At 45.4% G+C, this 15884-nt stretch carries 16 protein-coding genes; 3 read left to right on the forward strand and 13 right to left on the reverse strand.

Annotated elements, in window-relative coordinates:
• Window positions 1–19: 19 nt before the first annotated feature.
• The 7 genes from QUB13_RS11730 to QUB13_RS11760 form a co-directional block, all read right to left on the reverse strand.
• A complete protein-coding gene (locus tag QUB13_RS11730; protein ID WP_333380808.1) occupies window positions 20–532 on the reverse strand; it encodes a tetratricopeptide repeat protein in 513 nt (170 codons plus the stop codon).
• Window positions 533–628: 96 nt separating this feature from the next.
• Window positions 629–1297, reverse strand: coding sequence for a Uma2 family endonuclease (locus tag QUB13_RS11735; RefSeq protein ID WP_333114747.1), 669 nt, complete (start codon window positions 1295–1297; stop codon window positions 629–631).
• A gap of 145 nt (window positions 1298–1442) precedes the next feature.
• Window positions 1443–2030, reverse strand: coding sequence for a Uma2 family endonuclease (locus QUB13_RS11740; RefSeq protein WP_333114749.1), 588 nt, complete (start codon window positions 2028–2030; stop codon window positions 1443–1445).
• Between the two features lie 124 nt (window positions 2031–2154).
• Window positions 2155–2931, reverse strand: coding sequence for a Uma2 family endonuclease (locus tag QUB13_RS11745; RefSeq protein WP_333380811.1), 777 nt, complete (start codon window positions 2929–2931; stop codon window positions 2155–2157).
• Window positions 2932–3136: 205 nt separating this feature from the next.
• Complete coding sequence (locus tag QUB13_RS11750) at window positions 3137–4684, reverse strand: MlaD family protein (protein WP_333380813.1); 1548 nt, start codon at window positions 4682–4684, stop codon at window positions 3137–3139.
• Window positions 4685–4858: 174 nt separating this feature from the next.
• Window positions 4859–5236: a four helix bundle protein gene (locus QUB13_RS11755; RefSeq protein WP_194068304.1), complete on the reverse strand. Its 378-nt coding sequence runs from the start codon at window positions 5234–5236 to the stop codon at window positions 4859–4861.
• A 160-nt stretch (window positions 5237–5396) separates the two neighbouring features.
• On the reverse strand, window positions 5397–6179 hold the full coding sequence (locus QUB13_RS11760; RefSeq protein WP_333380815.1) for an ABC transporter ATP-binding protein: 783 nt from the start codon (window positions 6177–6179) through the stop codon (window positions 5397–5399).
• 165 nt (window positions 6180–6344) lie between these two features.
• Between QUB13_RS11760 and QUB13_RS11765 the strand changes: the two genes are divergently transcribed.
• Complete coding sequence (locus tag QUB13_RS11765; protein WP_333088991.1) at window positions 6345–7745, forward strand: gluconeogenesis factor YvcK family protein; 1401 nt, start codon at window positions 6345–6347, stop codon at window positions 7743–7745.
• A gap of 308 nt (window positions 7746–8053) precedes the next feature.
• Window positions 8054–8503: a tRNA (adenosine(37)-N6)-threonylcarbamoyltransferase complex ATPase subunit type 1 TsaE gene (gene tsaE / locus QUB13_RS11770; protein WP_333380818.1), complete on the forward strand. Its 450-nt coding sequence runs from the start codon at window positions 8054–8056 to the stop codon at window positions 8501–8503.
• Between the two features lie 40 nt (window positions 8504–8543).
• Here the strand turns inward: tsaE and QUB13_RS11775 are convergent, their stop codons facing one another.
• From QUB13_RS11775 to QUB13_RS11785, 3 genes are all read right to left on the reverse strand, one after another.
• A complete protein-coding gene (locus QUB13_RS11775) occupies window positions 8544–8882 on the reverse strand; it encodes a DUF5615 family PIN-like protein (protein WP_333380820.1) in 339 nt (112 codons plus the stop codon).
• 3 nt (window positions 8883–8885) lie between these two features.
• Entirely contained in the window at window positions 8886–9209 is a 324-nt protein-coding gene (locus QUB13_RS11780; RefSeq protein ID WP_333380822.1) for a DUF433 domain-containing protein, read from the reverse strand.
• Window positions 9210–9455: 246 nt separating this feature from the next.
• A complete protein-coding gene (locus QUB13_RS11785; protein ID WP_333380824.1) occupies window positions 9456–10778 on the reverse strand; it encodes a dihydroorotase in 1323 nt (440 codons plus the stop codon).
• Window positions 10779–11024: 246 nt separating this feature from the next.
• On the opposite strand from QUB13_RS11785, the gene lepB reads away from it, so the two are divergent.
• The gene (gene lepB, locus QUB13_RS11790) at window positions 11025–11636 is read left to right on the forward strand and encodes a signal peptidase I (protein WP_333088983.1); all 612 of its coding nucleotides are present in this window, start codon (window positions 11025–11027) and stop codon (window positions 11634–11636) included.
• 142 nt (window positions 11637–11778) lie between these two features.
• Here the strand turns inward: lepB and QUB13_RS11795 are convergent, their stop codons facing one another.
• The 3 genes from QUB13_RS11795 to QUB13_RS11805 form a co-directional block, all read right to left on the reverse strand.
• Window positions 11779–13302 (reverse strand): peptide ligase PGM1-related protein, encoded by a 1524-nt coding sequence (locus tag QUB13_RS11795; RefSeq protein ID WP_333380826.1) that lies wholly within the window; start codon window positions 13300–13302, stop codon window positions 11779–11781.
• A gap of 332 nt (window positions 13303–13634) precedes the next feature.
• A complete protein-coding gene (locus QUB13_RS11800) occupies window positions 13635–15251 on the reverse strand; it encodes a glycosyltransferase family 39 protein (protein WP_333380828.1) in 1617 nt (538 codons plus the stop codon).
• Window positions 15252–15455: 204 nt separating this feature from the next.
• Entirely contained in the window at window positions 15456–15635 is a 180-nt protein-coding gene (locus tag QUB13_RS11805) for a hypothetical protein (RefSeq protein WP_333380831.1), read from the reverse strand.
• Between the last annotated feature and the right edge of the window lie 249 nt (window positions 15636–15884).

Consider the following 15884-nt stretch of genomic DNA (forward strand, 5'->3'; position numbering starts at 1 on the left):
AAAATTGACCGATCGCCTACTACTTCCCCTTCACCTGTCCCAACAATACCTTATAATCAGCTCTGTCAGGATTTAGCTTCACCAACTTCTCCAAAGGCTCGATCGCCCCCAGCTTATTATTCATCTCCAACCGCACATTGGCCAACCCCTCCAGAGCCGTCAGATTCTGAGGTTCCCGCCGCAAAACCGTCTCATATCCCCGTTCCTGCGCCGCCAGCAGAGACTCCTGAGAAACAGCAGCAGCAGCCACCGGTTTTTGTCGGTGCTGACTGCTCAAACCGCTGCTGAACAGACTGAAAATCCCAAAAATCGCAGAACCACCAAACGACACCATCGACACTAACGCAAAAATCTGCTTAACGCGATCGCCCTTATTAACTGGACGAGGGCTAGATTTTTTCTGTATACTTTCCATTGCTAACTCTTGGCCTCGCTGTTTTCCTGGTACTCGCAAAGCACCTATCTCTAGATTGCCCAAGTTCGATCGCAAAACGATCGCCCTTCGCCATTTAAAATTTGAGACCAATTCCATTCCAATACACAAAATCTGAGATTTGTCAAGGACATTTAGGAAACAATAACACGCGCACGATCTCGATCGGTGAAGGGCGATCGCACCCCTGCATCTTTAGCCGTTATCCTCCGGCAATTCTCCAAACTGATCTCGATAACGCGCCAGCAAAGATTCCAGTTCAGCAGCACGTTGCCGTTCCGCTTGCAAAGCTGAAGCCAATTCATCGGGAATCAATAATTTCTCCCCATTATCTTCCCGATAAAATCCAATCAGTTTGCCTTCTATTTCTAACCGCAGTTGCAATACTTCGCTGCGATGATCTCTGATTAATTCATACCCATCTTCCCCCAATCGATACCCGCGCAATTGTTCCCGAATCCATTCACCTCTAGGGTCAAACAACCAATATTCCTGAACTTCTATCCCCTCGTACAATTCTTTTTTATTATTTTGATCTTCCGACTTTGTACCTGGTGATGTAATTTCAAAAATTACTTTCGGCACTTGCCCTTCTTCCCAGATTTTGTAATTATCTCTGCCACCAGGTTCTACATCAAAAATCACCATCACGTCTGGTGCTACACGGATTTTTGGGAAACCTTGAGCGTAGTATAAAAATTGGTTTGCTAAAACAGTAGCTCGACGGTCTGCAAAGTATTGTTTTAAGACTTCTAAAGTAGTTAAGATTGCATAAACATGGTCGTAAGTTTCTGCCACTGGTTCTCCATCAGCGCTAGGGTATACGATTTCAGAAGTTTTGAGGGTGGGAACGACTGTTGTCATGGTCGTGCTTCCTTTGAGTTGTAGATTTATTATAAACTTTTTTGATGCAACTAAGTAGGTTAATTTAATTAAACGTAAAACTATCTCGTGCTTTAGAGTCCCGACTTATTCAAAAATTGGGGGTTCTGGTATGATCTATTTTTGACTACAAATCCCCATCGATCGCCCTTTTGAATTCCTTAATTGCCTCAACATGACTCGGCATATTAACACACCTGACGAGTAAACCAATATCCAGTTCTGGGAGCAATTCGGAACTGCCAATCTCTTCGTATCCTTGCTCTCTGAGAGCATACAGAGACAGTCGGCTGTTTTCCCAAAACCAGACTTCAGGGATTTGCAGCCGTTTGTAAGCCTCTAGCTTATCAATTCCGCCGCTAGTGACGACTACTTCGAGCGCTAAATCTGGACGTTCTCTATCAGCACCCAATTCGTAAGACTTGTCTGCTTCACACTTCACCAGTCGCGATTCATTTTCTAAAGTCAGAGACTCCGTAGGGGTGAAATCGATTCCGGCCGCCATCATGTAAGTTTCTACCAACGCACCGATACGTCCCTTGGCTGTTTCGTGTTTTCTTCCAGGCATTTTCTGAATCTCCAGTATCCCATCTAAAAATGACAGCCGAACCCCTGGAATATCCAGCATCGGTTCTAAGGTTTTGAATTGTTCCCAGGTTAAGCCTGGAAATAGTAACGGCCGATCTAATTTTTCTTCTAATGTTGTTGCAGTCATGGCGCTCCTTAATTCCCAATCGAAAATCGAAAATCTCAACTCTAAAATCGATCGCTCTGGCTCCTTGATTCCCAATTATTCAATCGAAACTCGAAAATCGAAAATCGATCGACCTCCCACACCTTCAAATGCCATCAGGATCGATGCCTTGGCTTCTCAAGTATGCCATTAGTCGATCGGCCCTCTGGCGTTCCTCTTCGGCCCTCTGGCGTTCATCTTCGGCGCGCTGGCGTTCCTGTTCCACCCGTTCTACACCCCACAGCAGCAAATTGCCATTCTCATCCCACCAGCGCAACCAATAACCAGTTCTCTGAGATTTTTCACCTTCCCAAACCCCCAGAAATAAACCCATTGATTCTATCCAGAATCGCTGATTAGCATCCAGTTCTTGCAGTTCGTATTCTCCCGATGTCGAGAGTCTGTACACTTCCAATACCCCCGATTTCGGTTCAAAAATTACATAAATCGGGACTTGCAAAATTCGCTCATAAAACCGCCATTTTCCGTAAGGATATGTCGGTTTATTTGAATATTCACTGCCGTCAGTATCCGATAAAAATTCCATCACTACTGCGGGTACTTCTCCCTCAGCATTGCGCGTATAGCTGCGGCGAACTTCTCCTGGTTCTGCTGGCAATACCGAGGGAACGTACACCCAATCGGGTGCTTTTACTACTGTTTTGTCGTTAACTTTGGCACAGAGTCCAAAATTGGAAGCTATTAGCATTGAAGCTAGGATAAATCCTGCGAGATCCAAGGCTTCTCGCAGGGCGGCGGCTAAAAGTGGTTGGTCGATATTTTCCACAGGATCGTCGGGTAATTTAAAGTCGTCTGGCAATTTTTCCCAAGTTACAGTATACTGGGTTTTGGTTTCAGCCGGTTTCGATAATGTTTGCGTCATTGGTTTTCCTTGTTTTGAGTGAAAGAGTTTTTTGTTAATAGGATTTGGACAATAACTTTAATGCCTGGGTGCGGACTTGGCACCTTACTAACTGTAAGGTGCGAATTGCGAACCTTACCCCTGTTTAACGCAGAGAATGCAGATTTAAGAAACATAAGAACTCGCAAATCTTGCAATAATTGCGGTTATTCAATGATACCATGTTTTAAGGGGTATTTTCTGGAGCAACTGGTTCTGCTGACCTTGCAGTTTGAGAAGGTATAACAGGCAATTTTTGCTGTTTGTGCAAGCTGGGAGTTCCAGGCTCTACTGATTGATTTGTGGCAGTTGTACTCGCATTTACTTTCTCAGAAATTGGCGCTAATGTTTGAGCGACTTTAACTTGCTGTCGCAGTTGTTCTGTCGAACCCAACAAGTTTCCCAATCCTTTGAACAATTGGCGAATGTTGTTGCGAAGTTCCGGGTTTCCTGTCAATTCATCCACGTCGGAAGTAATTTTCTGCAGGTTTTGAAATGTAGCTCGTGCCGAATCTAGAGTTTGCTGCAATAATAGCAAAGTGGCGGGATTGTCGATCTGGCTGGATAAATTTCGCAAATTAACAGAAGCTTGGGCGGCATTGGCTGAGAGAATTTCTAAATTGTTCAGCAATTGTCCTTGGTTGATGCGGTTAATTGTCGGACTCAAACTGCTGACAGCTACCCGCAATTCTTGACTGCTTTGATTGATGTTGTTTAAAGTCGAGACTAAACTGGCGCGGTTGGTTACTACTAAAGCATTGAGTTGGTTGGCTGTTAATGTAATTTGATTGGCTGCTTGAGTTACTGAATTGGCAGAATCGATCGCAGCGGCAGATACGGCTTTTGTGGAAGTGTCGGCTGTAGCTGCTACTTTAGAAACATCTGCGGCGACTCCTGATATTTCCCCCTTAATGGATTGATTTAAACTGCTAGCTTCTCCTTTTAAGGATTGATTCAAACTGCTTATTTCGATTTTTAATGATTTAGTTAAACTGTTGGCTTCCCCTTTTAACGATTGATTTAAAGTTCCTAGTTCGTTGGTTACTGATTTACTTAAATTACCAACGTCTCCGCTGACGGATTGATTCAAGCTTTTTATTTCTGCTTTGGCAGTTTGAGTTAGATTCGATAAATCTTGAGTTAGTTTGGCTGCACCTTGAGCTGTGCTGGCTGTATTTTGTGCAATAGATTTAATACTGTCGAATAGGGCGGGGTCGGTGTATAAATTAGCTAGGCGGACTGTGGAGCGAATGAGTTCGTCTAGACTGACTCCTGCTTGGCCTTTTAAGCGGGAATTTTTGCAAATTATGGCAGGGGGACAGTCGGCACTAATGGGATTGGCGGTAAGTAATGAGTCTGGCAAAATTGAGTTGGGGGTAATGTCGATCGACGATTCGCCAATTAAACCCGATTTATTCGCTTCGATTAGCACATCGCGGGGAATGACTAAAGTGCCGGGGGCAATTTCCAGCGTCACGTCTACGCCGTTGGAGCTGGCTTTGAGCGCGGTAATTTTACCGACTGCAACCCCGCGATACCTGACGGGCGTGCCTATTTGCATTCCCTGGGCGCTGGCAAATTCTACGGCGAATTTGTAGCTGCGGTTGCCTAGCTGCACGCCCCGCAGCCAGAGGACTAAGCCTCCAAATAAGCCGATTCCTACTAAAATTAAGAATCCGACAGAACCTTCTCTCATCGTTCGCGATCGCATATTGCCTCCTGAGTCAGTAGTCATTAGTCATTAGTCATTGGTCATTAGTCAGTAGTCAGTAGTCATTAGTCAGTAGTCATTAGTCAGTAGTCATTAGTCATTAGTCATTGGTTATTGGTTATTGGTTATTGGTTATTGGTTATTGGTTATTGGTTATTGGTTATTGGTTATTGGTTATTGGTTATTAGTTATTGGTTATTAGTCGTGATTTTTAGGGCATGGCCCAATAGATTGTAGGTAGGAGTTTAATTGAGGGGCTAAGTCATTAATGAGGGCTGTAAGCTCATTTATCTGTTGAACAGTTAAAAGGTTTCGAGTGTAAGCTCGTCTCAACCAGTGCTGGGTTTCGTTCAGAGAGGCTCTAGCTATTTTTACAAAGCGTCGATTGTCTTGATAGCTGCCTCGTCCTAGTCCTTCTGCTATGTTAGCACCGACGCTATCTGCTGAACGGACAATTTGTTTGCCGATCGTATCTTTGGCAAAAATATCCCAACTGTTAACAATTTTCCAGATCTCATCTGCTAATCGTTCTGATAATCTATAAACCCGCAATTCCTGAAAACTTTTGCTTGTCATATTACCCTCGTTATTAATAATTAATGACTCACAACTGATGACTAAAAATTCACAACTAATGACCAATGACTAATGACCAATGACTAATGACTAATGACCAATGACTAATGACCAATGACTAATGACCAATGACTAATGACTAATGACTAATGACTAATGACTATCCAATAACTTGAATAGGCCCGGTAACGCTGCCGCTAAAAAATTGTTTAATTAATAAATTATCTGTGGTTGCAATGTCGCTGACGGTTCCCTCCCACTGCACTTTGCCTTGATAGAGAAATATGATGCGATCGGCTGTGCGGCGGATGGTACTGTCTTGGTGGGTGACGATCGCATAAGTGCTGCAAACTCCTTGAGCTTTCTGCAAGTCGCGGATTAAATCTTCAATTACCGTACTGGCGATCGGATCTAAGCCCGCCGTGGGTTCGTCGTACAGCAAAACCTCTGGATTGTCCCTGTCATTATCGGGATTCGCCATGATGGCGCGGGCAAAACTTACCCGCTTCCGCATTCCCCCAGACAACTGCGCTGGATAGCGTTCGCCAATTCCCGGTAAACCCACCATATCCAACTTCTCCTCGACCAATTGCCGAATCCGGGGGCGCGGCAGCTTAGAATGCTGGTACAGTAAAAAACCGACATTCTCCTCCACCGTCAGCGAATCAAACAAAGCCGCTTGCTGAAACACCATCCCAATCCCGATCGGATCTGCCACGTCGTCTACCCATCCCACCCTGCGCTGTCCCTGAACGACAACCTCTCCGGCATCGGGGGCCAACAAACCCGCAATTATCCGCAAAATCGTCGATTTCCCCGTCCCGGAAGGGCCAATAATTGCCAGGGCCTCTCCCCGATAAATGTTCAGATCGACTCGATCGAGGATCTGGTTCTGGCCGAAGGACTTACTTATCCCTTTGAGTTCGATTAGCGGCTCAGCCATAAGATGTTATCAATAAGTTGTCAGTCCTCAGTCATCAGTCTAGCTAATGACTGAGGACTCATGACTAATAATTTAATGACTTAAATAGACTGCCAGAATCAAAACTCTCTTGTATTGTAAATTTGTCAGATTGAGCTGTTCCAATACCCTTAAGACTAATTAACCATGTCAATTAGTTCATTTCCTAAAGCCCTTCGCGTCTTGGCTAAAGCCAAGCAGGTTATTGCCCATTCCAAAAATCCTTACCCCCCTTCTTTGCGGAACGGGCGAGTTCACCAGTGGTTTAAGTGGTTGGCCCCCGGACTGTTGGTGAAACGGTGGCTGCTGATCAGTGCTAGCGGTGTGGTGCTTGCCACCTTGGGTTTAGCGATTTGGACTGGGATGACTCCGATTTTTTTCTTGTTGCAATTGTTGAAAAATTTTTTGACGTGGATTGCAGAAGTTATTCCCAATTACGTGTCGGGGCCGGTCGTGATTGCTGGCGGGATTTTGTTAATTCTGTGGGGGCAAACTCGCAGTTTGAACTCTATTACTCAAGTGCTGATGCCGGAAGGGAATGAGGAATTGGTCGATCGACTCCTCAACCACCGCCGCTTGCACCGCGGCCCGAAAATTGTGGCAATTGGAGGGGGTACCGGGCTTTCTAATTTGCTCAGGGGATTGAAGGAATACAGCGCCAAAATCACTGCTATTGTCACGGTGGCGGATGACGGCGGGTCTTCCGGGCGACTGCGGCGGGAAATTGGGGTGCTGCCGCCGGGAGATATTCGCAATTGTTTGGCGGCCTTGGCAGATGAGGAAAAGTTATTGACTGAGTTATTTCAATATCGTTTTCAGGCCGGTGACGGTTTGGTGGGCCACAGTTTTGGGAATTTGTTTTTGACGGCGATGAGCGATATTGCGGGAGATTTGGAACAGGCGATCGCCGCGAGTTCTAAAGTTTTAGCGGTTAGGGGAGAGGTGCTGCCGGCTACTCTGAGCGACGTTTCTTTGTGGGCAGAACTGGCTGACGGCAGGATAATTCAGGGGGAGTCCAGCATTACCGAAGCTAACGGAAAAATCGTCAAAATAGGCTGCATTCCTGCTAATCCTCCCGCTTTGCCCAAGGTGGCGATCGCGCTGAGGGAAGCGGATTTTATAATTATTGGGCCGGGGAGTCTTTATACGAGCGTGATTCCGAATTTATTGGTGCCGGAAATTGCCGAGGCGATCGCCCGCAGCGAAGTTCCGCGCATTTATGTGTGCAATATTATGACTCAGCCGGGAGAAACTGACGGATACAGTGTTGCAGATCACATTCGGGCGATCGATCGCGCTTGCGGCCGGCCCCTGTTCGATGCTGTAGTAGTTCAAGGAAAAGTCCCTTCTGCAAAAGCCTTGATCCGCTATTCTCAGGAAAATTCCTATCCCGTAGTGCTCGATAGAGAAGCCGTAACGCAATTGGGCCGGCGAATAGTCATCGCAAATGTCATGGATGAAGATAAAAATACGGGTTTAATTCGCCACAATTCTCAAAGGTTGGCGGGAATGTTGCTGCGTTGGTACGGGCGCGCCCAGAACATTTAAGCTGTTGACTGTTAACTGTTAACTGTTAGCTGTTAGCTGTTAGCTGTTGACTGTTGACTGTTAGCTGTTAGCTGTTAGCTGTTGACTGTTGACTGTTGACTGTTGACTAACAACTAACAACTAACAACTGAGGGCGGGCACGGCGCACCGCCCCAACTAACAACTAACAACTAACAACTAACAACTAACAACTAACAACTAACAAATAACAAATAACAAATAACAACTAACAACTAACAACTAACAACTAACAACTAACAACTAACAAATAACAACTAACAACTAACAACTAACAACTAACAACTAATATGATACTTTCTCTTCCTGATTTTGAGGCTACGCGCAAGTTTGGTGTGGCGTTAGGTCGATCGCTCCCCGCCGGCACTGTCATCTTATTGCAAGGAGATTTAGGAGCCGGCAAAACCACCTTAGTGCAAGGTATCGCTGAAGGTTTGGGAATCTCCGAATCTGTCGAAAGTCCTACTTTCACCCTGATTAACGAGTATTTTGCAGGGCGAGTTCCGCTGTATCATCTAGACTTGTATCGACTGGAACCCGAAGAAGCAGAGGCTTTGCACTTAGAAAGTTATTGGGACGGATTAGAAAGGGATTTGGGAATTGTGGCGATCGAATGGGCCCAAAGATTGCAGTACAAACCAGAGAATTATTTGCAAATTTCTTTGAATTATCTCGATAGCGGGCGGGAAATTGAAGTGATGGGGAATGGCGATTTATTGGATTGGCAATTGGAAATTTGAGAAAAGGCGATTCCCTACGGGATAGCTACGCTTCACGGACTTACTGCGGACGGTTGACACGAATCAATTTGCCTCTCAATGTTTCCTCAATTGAAATAGCCTCATTGATGCGTGTTGCCAACCCTTCTACGTTCCTATCTTTGGTACAAACAATAATACCAGAGTGGTCTGGCTGTCGGTTGTGCAGTCCGATAAAATCAAACCGATTTAATGTCAAAACAGCTCTATCTTTGCTTATAGCAAATGCTAGCACCTCTGGATCTGGAATCCCAAGTCCTGCTTTTCCTGCTTCCTGAACAGTCAGGACATTGTGACCAAAAGCGCGCAACAATTGGACGACTGGCAAAGGAAATTGTTCGTCTGCATACAAATTCAGCATGACTCAGGCTTCCTCATTCTTGCAGATTGCTTCTTCGATTTCCTCCAGATGTGCATCAGCATAAGTCCAAACATTCACTAGATCGGCAGCGCTGAGATGGGGATAAAATTGTAGAAGTTCAGAATCGCTTGAACCTTCACGGCGAAAACTTTCAAGCAGCCAAACTGGGATGCGAGTTTTGGCGATACAAGCATCGCCACCGCACACATCGGGAGTTTTCGTAATTCCCGGCCAGCTATTGTTCAAACTTTGGGTTAACAGCCGTATTGCTTCAGCTTTTTCCGTCGGATTTAAGGCAAGAAGTTGTGTTTCTAATTCTGGGAGCATAGGTAATATCGCCTTGAAAATAAGGGAATATATTCTGATTATTTTAGCACAATTTTTATTCTCACTGAAGTAGTAAAGTAGGGTGCGTCAGTTAGCAGAATTTTGCAAAAAATTCACCATCTCATTCTGACGCACCAACGAATAAATAAATGGTGGTCAGAATGAGATTTTCAGTGATAATTGATAATTCCCTTTTCTGACGCAGCCTACCCCTGACTGGGTTTATTACACAACTCCTATGCAGGTTTACTCGGCATCAAATGTCAAGGCTTCTCCCCTCACATTTGTATCTAATTTGCCGTTCTCAAAAACAACTTTTCCTCCCACAACAGTCACCACGGGCCATCCCGTCAAATTCCAACCTTCAAAGGAACTCCAGCCGCACTTGCTCGCCATTTCTGCTCCGACAACCGGGCGGTATTTTTCCAAATCTACTAATACCAAATCCGCGTCAAAACCCGGAGCAATTTTCCCTTTGTTCGGAATCTTATAAGCCTTAGCAACTGCCGCCGACATCCAGTTAGAAACTTGAGCAACCGTACATTTTCCCTCGACTGCTTGCGTCAGCATCAAAGGCAAAGAAGTTTCTACTCCGGGCATTCCCGATGGCGTATTCGGATAAGTTTGAGCTTTTTCTGCTAAGGTGTGCGGCGCATGATCTGTGGCGATAAAATCAATTACGCCGTCGAGTAAAGCTTGCCAAAGTATTTGGTTATCTTTGGGTTCGCGCAAGGGCGGATTCATCTGTGCTAAACTGCCGATTTTCTGATATGCGCCGGTATTTAACAGCAAATGTTGCGGCGTTACTTCCGCTGTTACCCAACTCGGTTTTTCGTGGCGCAAAAACTCGGCTTCATCGCCTGTTGAAAGGTGCAGGATGTGCAATCGGCGCTGATATTTTTTAGAAAGTTTTACGGCTAGTTGAGTGGCTAACAAGGCTGCTTGATTGTCTTGAATTTGCGAGTGTACGGCGATATCGGAAATGCCGGCAAATTCCTGACGGCGCTGATTGATTCTAGCTTGATCTTCGGCGTGTACTGCAATTAGCCGATCGCCCTTAGCAAAAATCTGCTCTAAAGTTGCTTCTCCATCCACCAACAACTGTCCGTGCATCGAACCCATAAATACCTTAATCCCCGGAGTCGGATTTGCATCCAACAAATCCGGCAAATTCTCCGGCGTTGCACCAATAAAAAAGCCGTAATTTACCAAACACTTCTGGGCAGCGCGACTTAGTTTATCATCTAAGGCCGCTTGGGTGGTAGTTAGAGGTCGCGTATTGGGCATTTCCAAAAATGATGTCACGCCCCCTTTAGCGCAGGCGCAGCTAGCGGTAAACAAGTCTTCCTTGTGTTCCAAACCCGGTTCGCGGAAGTGTACCTGCGGGTCAATTACTCCGGGTAACAGAGTTAAGCCGATCGCATCTATTTCGCGATCGGCTGACTCGGCAATTTCAGGAGCAACCCGAACAATTTTGCCATCGCTAATTAGTACGTCCCCTACCAAAAACTCGCCGTCTGGTAACAGAACGCGAGCGCGGCGGATTAACAAATTTGATGTGGTCGGCATAAGTTATAATTTAGAACGGTAATGTGTGTGGAAACCTCCAACAAGTTTATCCTTAAAACAGTTGGAAAAATAGTAATAAATCTAACTAGGTTTGGGAAAATTTTTAATTTGTCGGGTGCGAATTGGGTGCGTTACTCAACGACATAGTATAAAAACTTACCAGTCGAACACAGATTTGGCGGGTTTCCTCAAAAAAACTCCGAATTAAGTCTATAATTTATATCCAGCCCAGTGACTTAAATACTTATGACTCGTTTAGACAAGTCAGCCGACGACAAACCCCCGCAAAATACCGACGAAAATCCTTGGATTGAAGGAATTAAGACGATCGGCTTAGCAGCATTCTTGGCCTTTGGCATCCGCACCCTAGTTGCAGAAGCTCGTTATATTCCTACCGGCTCGATGCTCCCAACTCTACAAATTAACGATCGGTTAATTATAGACAAGGTGAGCTATCGATTCCAAGACCCCCACCGAGGAGATATTATCGTATTTATGCCTCCCGATTCGGCGAGTTTGTGCACGGGACAGCCGCCACCGATCAAAGATGCCTACATCAAGCGAGTTATCGGGCTTCCGGGGGACACTGTGGAAGTCAAAGACGGAAAAGTTTTTATCAACAAGCAACCGCTACAGGAAAAGTATATAGAAGAAATTCCCAATTATCCCTACGGGCCTGTAGTTGTATCTCAAAATTCTTACTTGGTGTTCGGCGACAACCGCAACGCAAGCTGTGACAGCCATTATTGGGGCTTTGTACCGAAGCAAAATATCATCGGTAGGGCGATCGTCCGTTTTTGGCCTCTCAACCGTACAGGCTCGATCGATCCTACGCCGCTTTATCCCGCCAAAAATTAGCTACTATTCAAATCCTCGGCGGTTTCAACCGCCGGGTTTGTGAGTTAATGCGTGATATCAATTTCGGTTGCATCAGTATTGTTCAAACCGTCAACAGTCAAAAATAAACAGTTAACCGGAACAGCTTATCATTGCAGCAGATTTAATATGCTGTTTCGCGATCGATCGCTTTCACAACTTTGTTATACATCTCCTCTGCTTCTTGCGGCGAATTGCCGATACTCGTCAATCCCAATTTGCCAAACTCCGACAAACAACCCATTAAATGAAACACGCTCCCCGTCTCAGTACCGCTATCAAAATGCAGTTGATTGTCAGCAATAATATCCATCAAATCGTTCGGTAACAATCCCCGATACCGCTCTTTTTTCAAATTGTCCGAAGCGACATAATATTTAGGACGGCCCTGCTGGCTGTAAAACAATCCCGTAGTGCGATCGTAACGACCGTTTGTTAACAACTTCAAAGCCATAAACGGATGAGTTGTTCCTCCTTTCCGCAAATTAATTTCTATTGCTTGAATATCCCATGTGCCGTCATCTTGTCGCACGGCAACAACATCGACTCCAAATCGCTCTAAAGCACCTTTATTAGCTAAATTTTTCCCCACTTTCCATCCCAATTCTTGCAACTCCAGCCGATAGGATTCATCAGCCGGAAATTCGCAACCCAAGAAAATTTGATTGTCCGGGCCTCCTAAAATCTGGTCGTGGGTTGAGAGAATCTCTACTTCGCCGCTGGGGACGATTCGACCTTGAACGCTGGGCGATCGCTTTTCTTCTCCTTCAATAAATGCTTCGGCAATTGCCCCTAACTCGGGAATGCGGCTGCTGAAATTTTCCCAGGTTTCGCCTGTGGATTGAAAGCGCAAATTATGGAAGCTATCGCCAATTGCTTTAACTCTTTCTTGCGGCGCTTTACTTGCGATCGGCTTGAGGTTTAAAATTGCATTTCCTTCCCCCGAAAAACCTTCATTTAATTTAATTACTATCCGCTGCAAATGCGGCTGCCTTTCCCACAAATCGGCCGCAGCTTCCGCTAAATCTTCCGCATTCCAAACCAACTCGGAACCGTCAGGATAAGCCACGCCACATTCTTTAAAAATCTGCCTGCTGCCGCTTTTGGTTCCCCAGTAATGCAGATCCGGATCGCTGCCCCACAAAGGAATTCCCAATTTAACAGATAACTCGCGTTCCAAAGCCGTCGAGTTGTAACAAACCATATAAGATTTTGTCGGCCGCACTGCTTGACGGATGCGCTCCATCAACCGGGGGCGGTCTAAAATTTTCTGAGTCAGGGATTTAGCAGAAGCATCGTAAGCACAGAACAGCAAAAGCCGATCGCGCGCGTGAGAAAATGGAATACCCGGGAGCAATTGCAGGTAATAATCCACAATCATTGGGTGCAGCGGTTGCGAGGTAATGTAAATTAAGCGCGTGCGGGGATTTCGCAGGCGAATTAATGAAAATAAATGCCGCTCTTCATAGTGGTAAGCACCCTCAATTTTCTGCATTTCTTGCTGGTCTAAGCTGAGAGACGGAATGATGATGATATCACAATCATCGCTGTCAAATTCTTCGCTCGCTCGCCAATGTTCGCGTAATTGTGTTTGAAGATTGCGAAATTGCTGTGCGGATTCCGAAGATGAATTCTTTAACTCTTTCATGGCGTTTAATCCTAATGATTCAAATAATGTTTGCTAATAGTGTAGGGTGCATCATCCCAAATACATGAGACAACTCAAACAGTTTTTTTTGACGCACCTGATGGATTATTGAGGACACAAATCTACAATAGTGACTTATATTATATTCCGTCAATTATCTGTAATAAAAATTATTTGTAGTGAGGAATGCAAGTCCTTTGACGAATGCGGACTAAAGTGCTCGCTACGAACCAATTTTATTATGTCGTTCGATCTGACACGATCTTCAGGTGCGTTTGTTCCAATATTTGAGGCAAATCAAACATATTTTTGCTGACGCACCCTAGGGATAACTAAGAAGCTCGCCGCACTCGAAAAAGTCTGGCATATTCCAATATAGGTTCTAGTCGCTGTTGATTTTGCTTGAGTGCCGAGATCAATTTTTCCGAAGGGCGGAATACGAGAGGAGCCGAATATCTTTTCAGCATTTCCATATCTGGCGACTGGCTCAGCAGCATCAGCCGTACATCTTTGTCAAGCAAATAACTCAGAGAAAGCAAATCTCCCATGTTAGTAAAATCATTCCCGCGATCGCTAATTACAATTGTATCTTTAATCGACCTATTAGCTATCGCCTCTTTGTTAATATTTTTCGCAACTTCAGCATTAAAATAGCTCAAGTCTTTGCTCCACGAAGTATCAGAAACCGCACTGAGCGTACAGGATGCTATACTTGCTGTAAATATCCCGGCTAAAACGACTTGCCAAAACCGCTGCTGAGTTTTCAGATGACTCGCGAGCAAGTAAGCCACTGCTAGCTGCACTCCCGGAAAGCAAGAAATGAGATAGCGGCTGACGGCGGAACGTTTGCCACCGAGAATTAGATCGGGTAAAGCTAGTATCAAAAAAGGTACAAAAATTGATGTTAAAATAAACAGCTTAGTTGAATTGCTAGTTTGGCGACATATTTTGTAAAGGGCTGCCGCAATTAATAGCAAAAATGGCAATCTTAGCAGATAAGTCCAGATATTGTCAAAGCCGAAGTCGAAGTCAAAAAATAAGGCTGTAAAGCTGAGAGTCCACAATTTTGATAGATACAGCAAACCAGGAGATAGTCGCGTCCAATCTGTCGTTGCTGAAGCTCGTTGGAGATTGGTCGCCAGCACGTAAATCCACGGTAGATACAAGATTAAAGCTGCTGTTACTGCTAAGAAAAATTGAGAATTAGTAAGGTGACTTCGCAATTTCTTTTTTTTAACAAACAGCCAGCAAGAAATTATAAAAACTCCGTGTCCGATGAGTGTTAAACTGAAGAAAGGGTGAGTGTAGAAGCCGATCGCGATCGCCAGCGAGTAATAGGCCCAATTTTGCCAGCCCCGCAACCGCACTGCTCTCAACAGCAGCCAACTGCTGCCAATAACTACGGCTGTCAGCAAACTGTACTGCCTTGCTGTCTGGGCAAACAAGATGTCAAAGGGAGATAAAGCTAACAGTGCTGTTGCTACTAACGGCACATTTTTTGAGGCGAAAAGTTCCTGAGCTAAAGCGTACATCAAAGGCAGCGACAGCAAACTCAATATTGCTGGCAAACTGCGGGATGCTGCTAGAGAACTGCCAAATTGTTGCATCCACCAACGAGCCATGAGAAAGTACAAAGGCGGATGTTGTGGGTCTTCTAGTGCTAAAGAACGAATTGTATCTGCTGCTGTACTTCCCGGTTTAATCCGCTGATATTTCTGCAATTCTGGTGCGGGAATAATTCGGTTTTGGAATAGTTCGTCGTCGATTTCTTGCCTGGTGAAACCAGCGGCGCGGATTGATGTGTAAACTTCGTCGTGCCAGTAAAGTTTGCGATCGAGCTCGAAGAACCGAAATCCGATTCCTAGTAAAATGCCGATCGCCAATAAGCCGATCGGCCACCGGGAATTTTGAGAATTAACAGATGTGTCTTGAGGTGTTGTAGATGCCATGCTTGTCCTTATTGTGGCGATCGTCCTAGAAACAGCGCATATCGACTCTGGGGACGATCGCGCCGCTACGCTCAGAAACCGGGTTTTTTAGCTGGTTTGCCTGCTGCAACCCCTGTATTGCTGTGCAAAACCCCGGTTTCTCTCCACCCCCGTTTGGGTTCTGGTAAGCTGCTGTGCATTTAAATTGTATATTTCGACGATCAATCAAAAATCTTCTCCCCCATCTCCCCATCTCCCAATCTCCCCATCTCCCCATCTCCCCATCTCCCCATCTCCCAATCTCCCCATCTCCCCATCTCCCAATCTCCCCATCTCCCAATCTCCCCATCTCCCAATCTCCCCATCTCCCAATCTCCCCATCTCCCCATCTCCCCCTCTCCCCATCTCCCCATCTCCCCCTCAATCACCATGCACAATTGGGATGCACAACAGCTTAAAGAGCGATCGATACCCAGTACATACCCCAACCGACAATAATTCTATCCTCTGCCGGATGCCGAATACATTCTACACAAGAGCCTTGTGGAAGCTGGAGCAGTCTCAAGCAAGCCACCATCAAGAATCTTAAACCAAATCCTCCCAGAACCTCCAGACCCCAAAAATAACTGCTAACATACGTGTTGTACAGTTAAT

The organism is Microcoleus sp. B4-D4, assembly GCF_036705185.1.
Lineage (GTDB): Bacteria > Cyanobacteriota > Cyanobacteriia > Cyanobacteriales > Microcoleaceae > Microcoleus.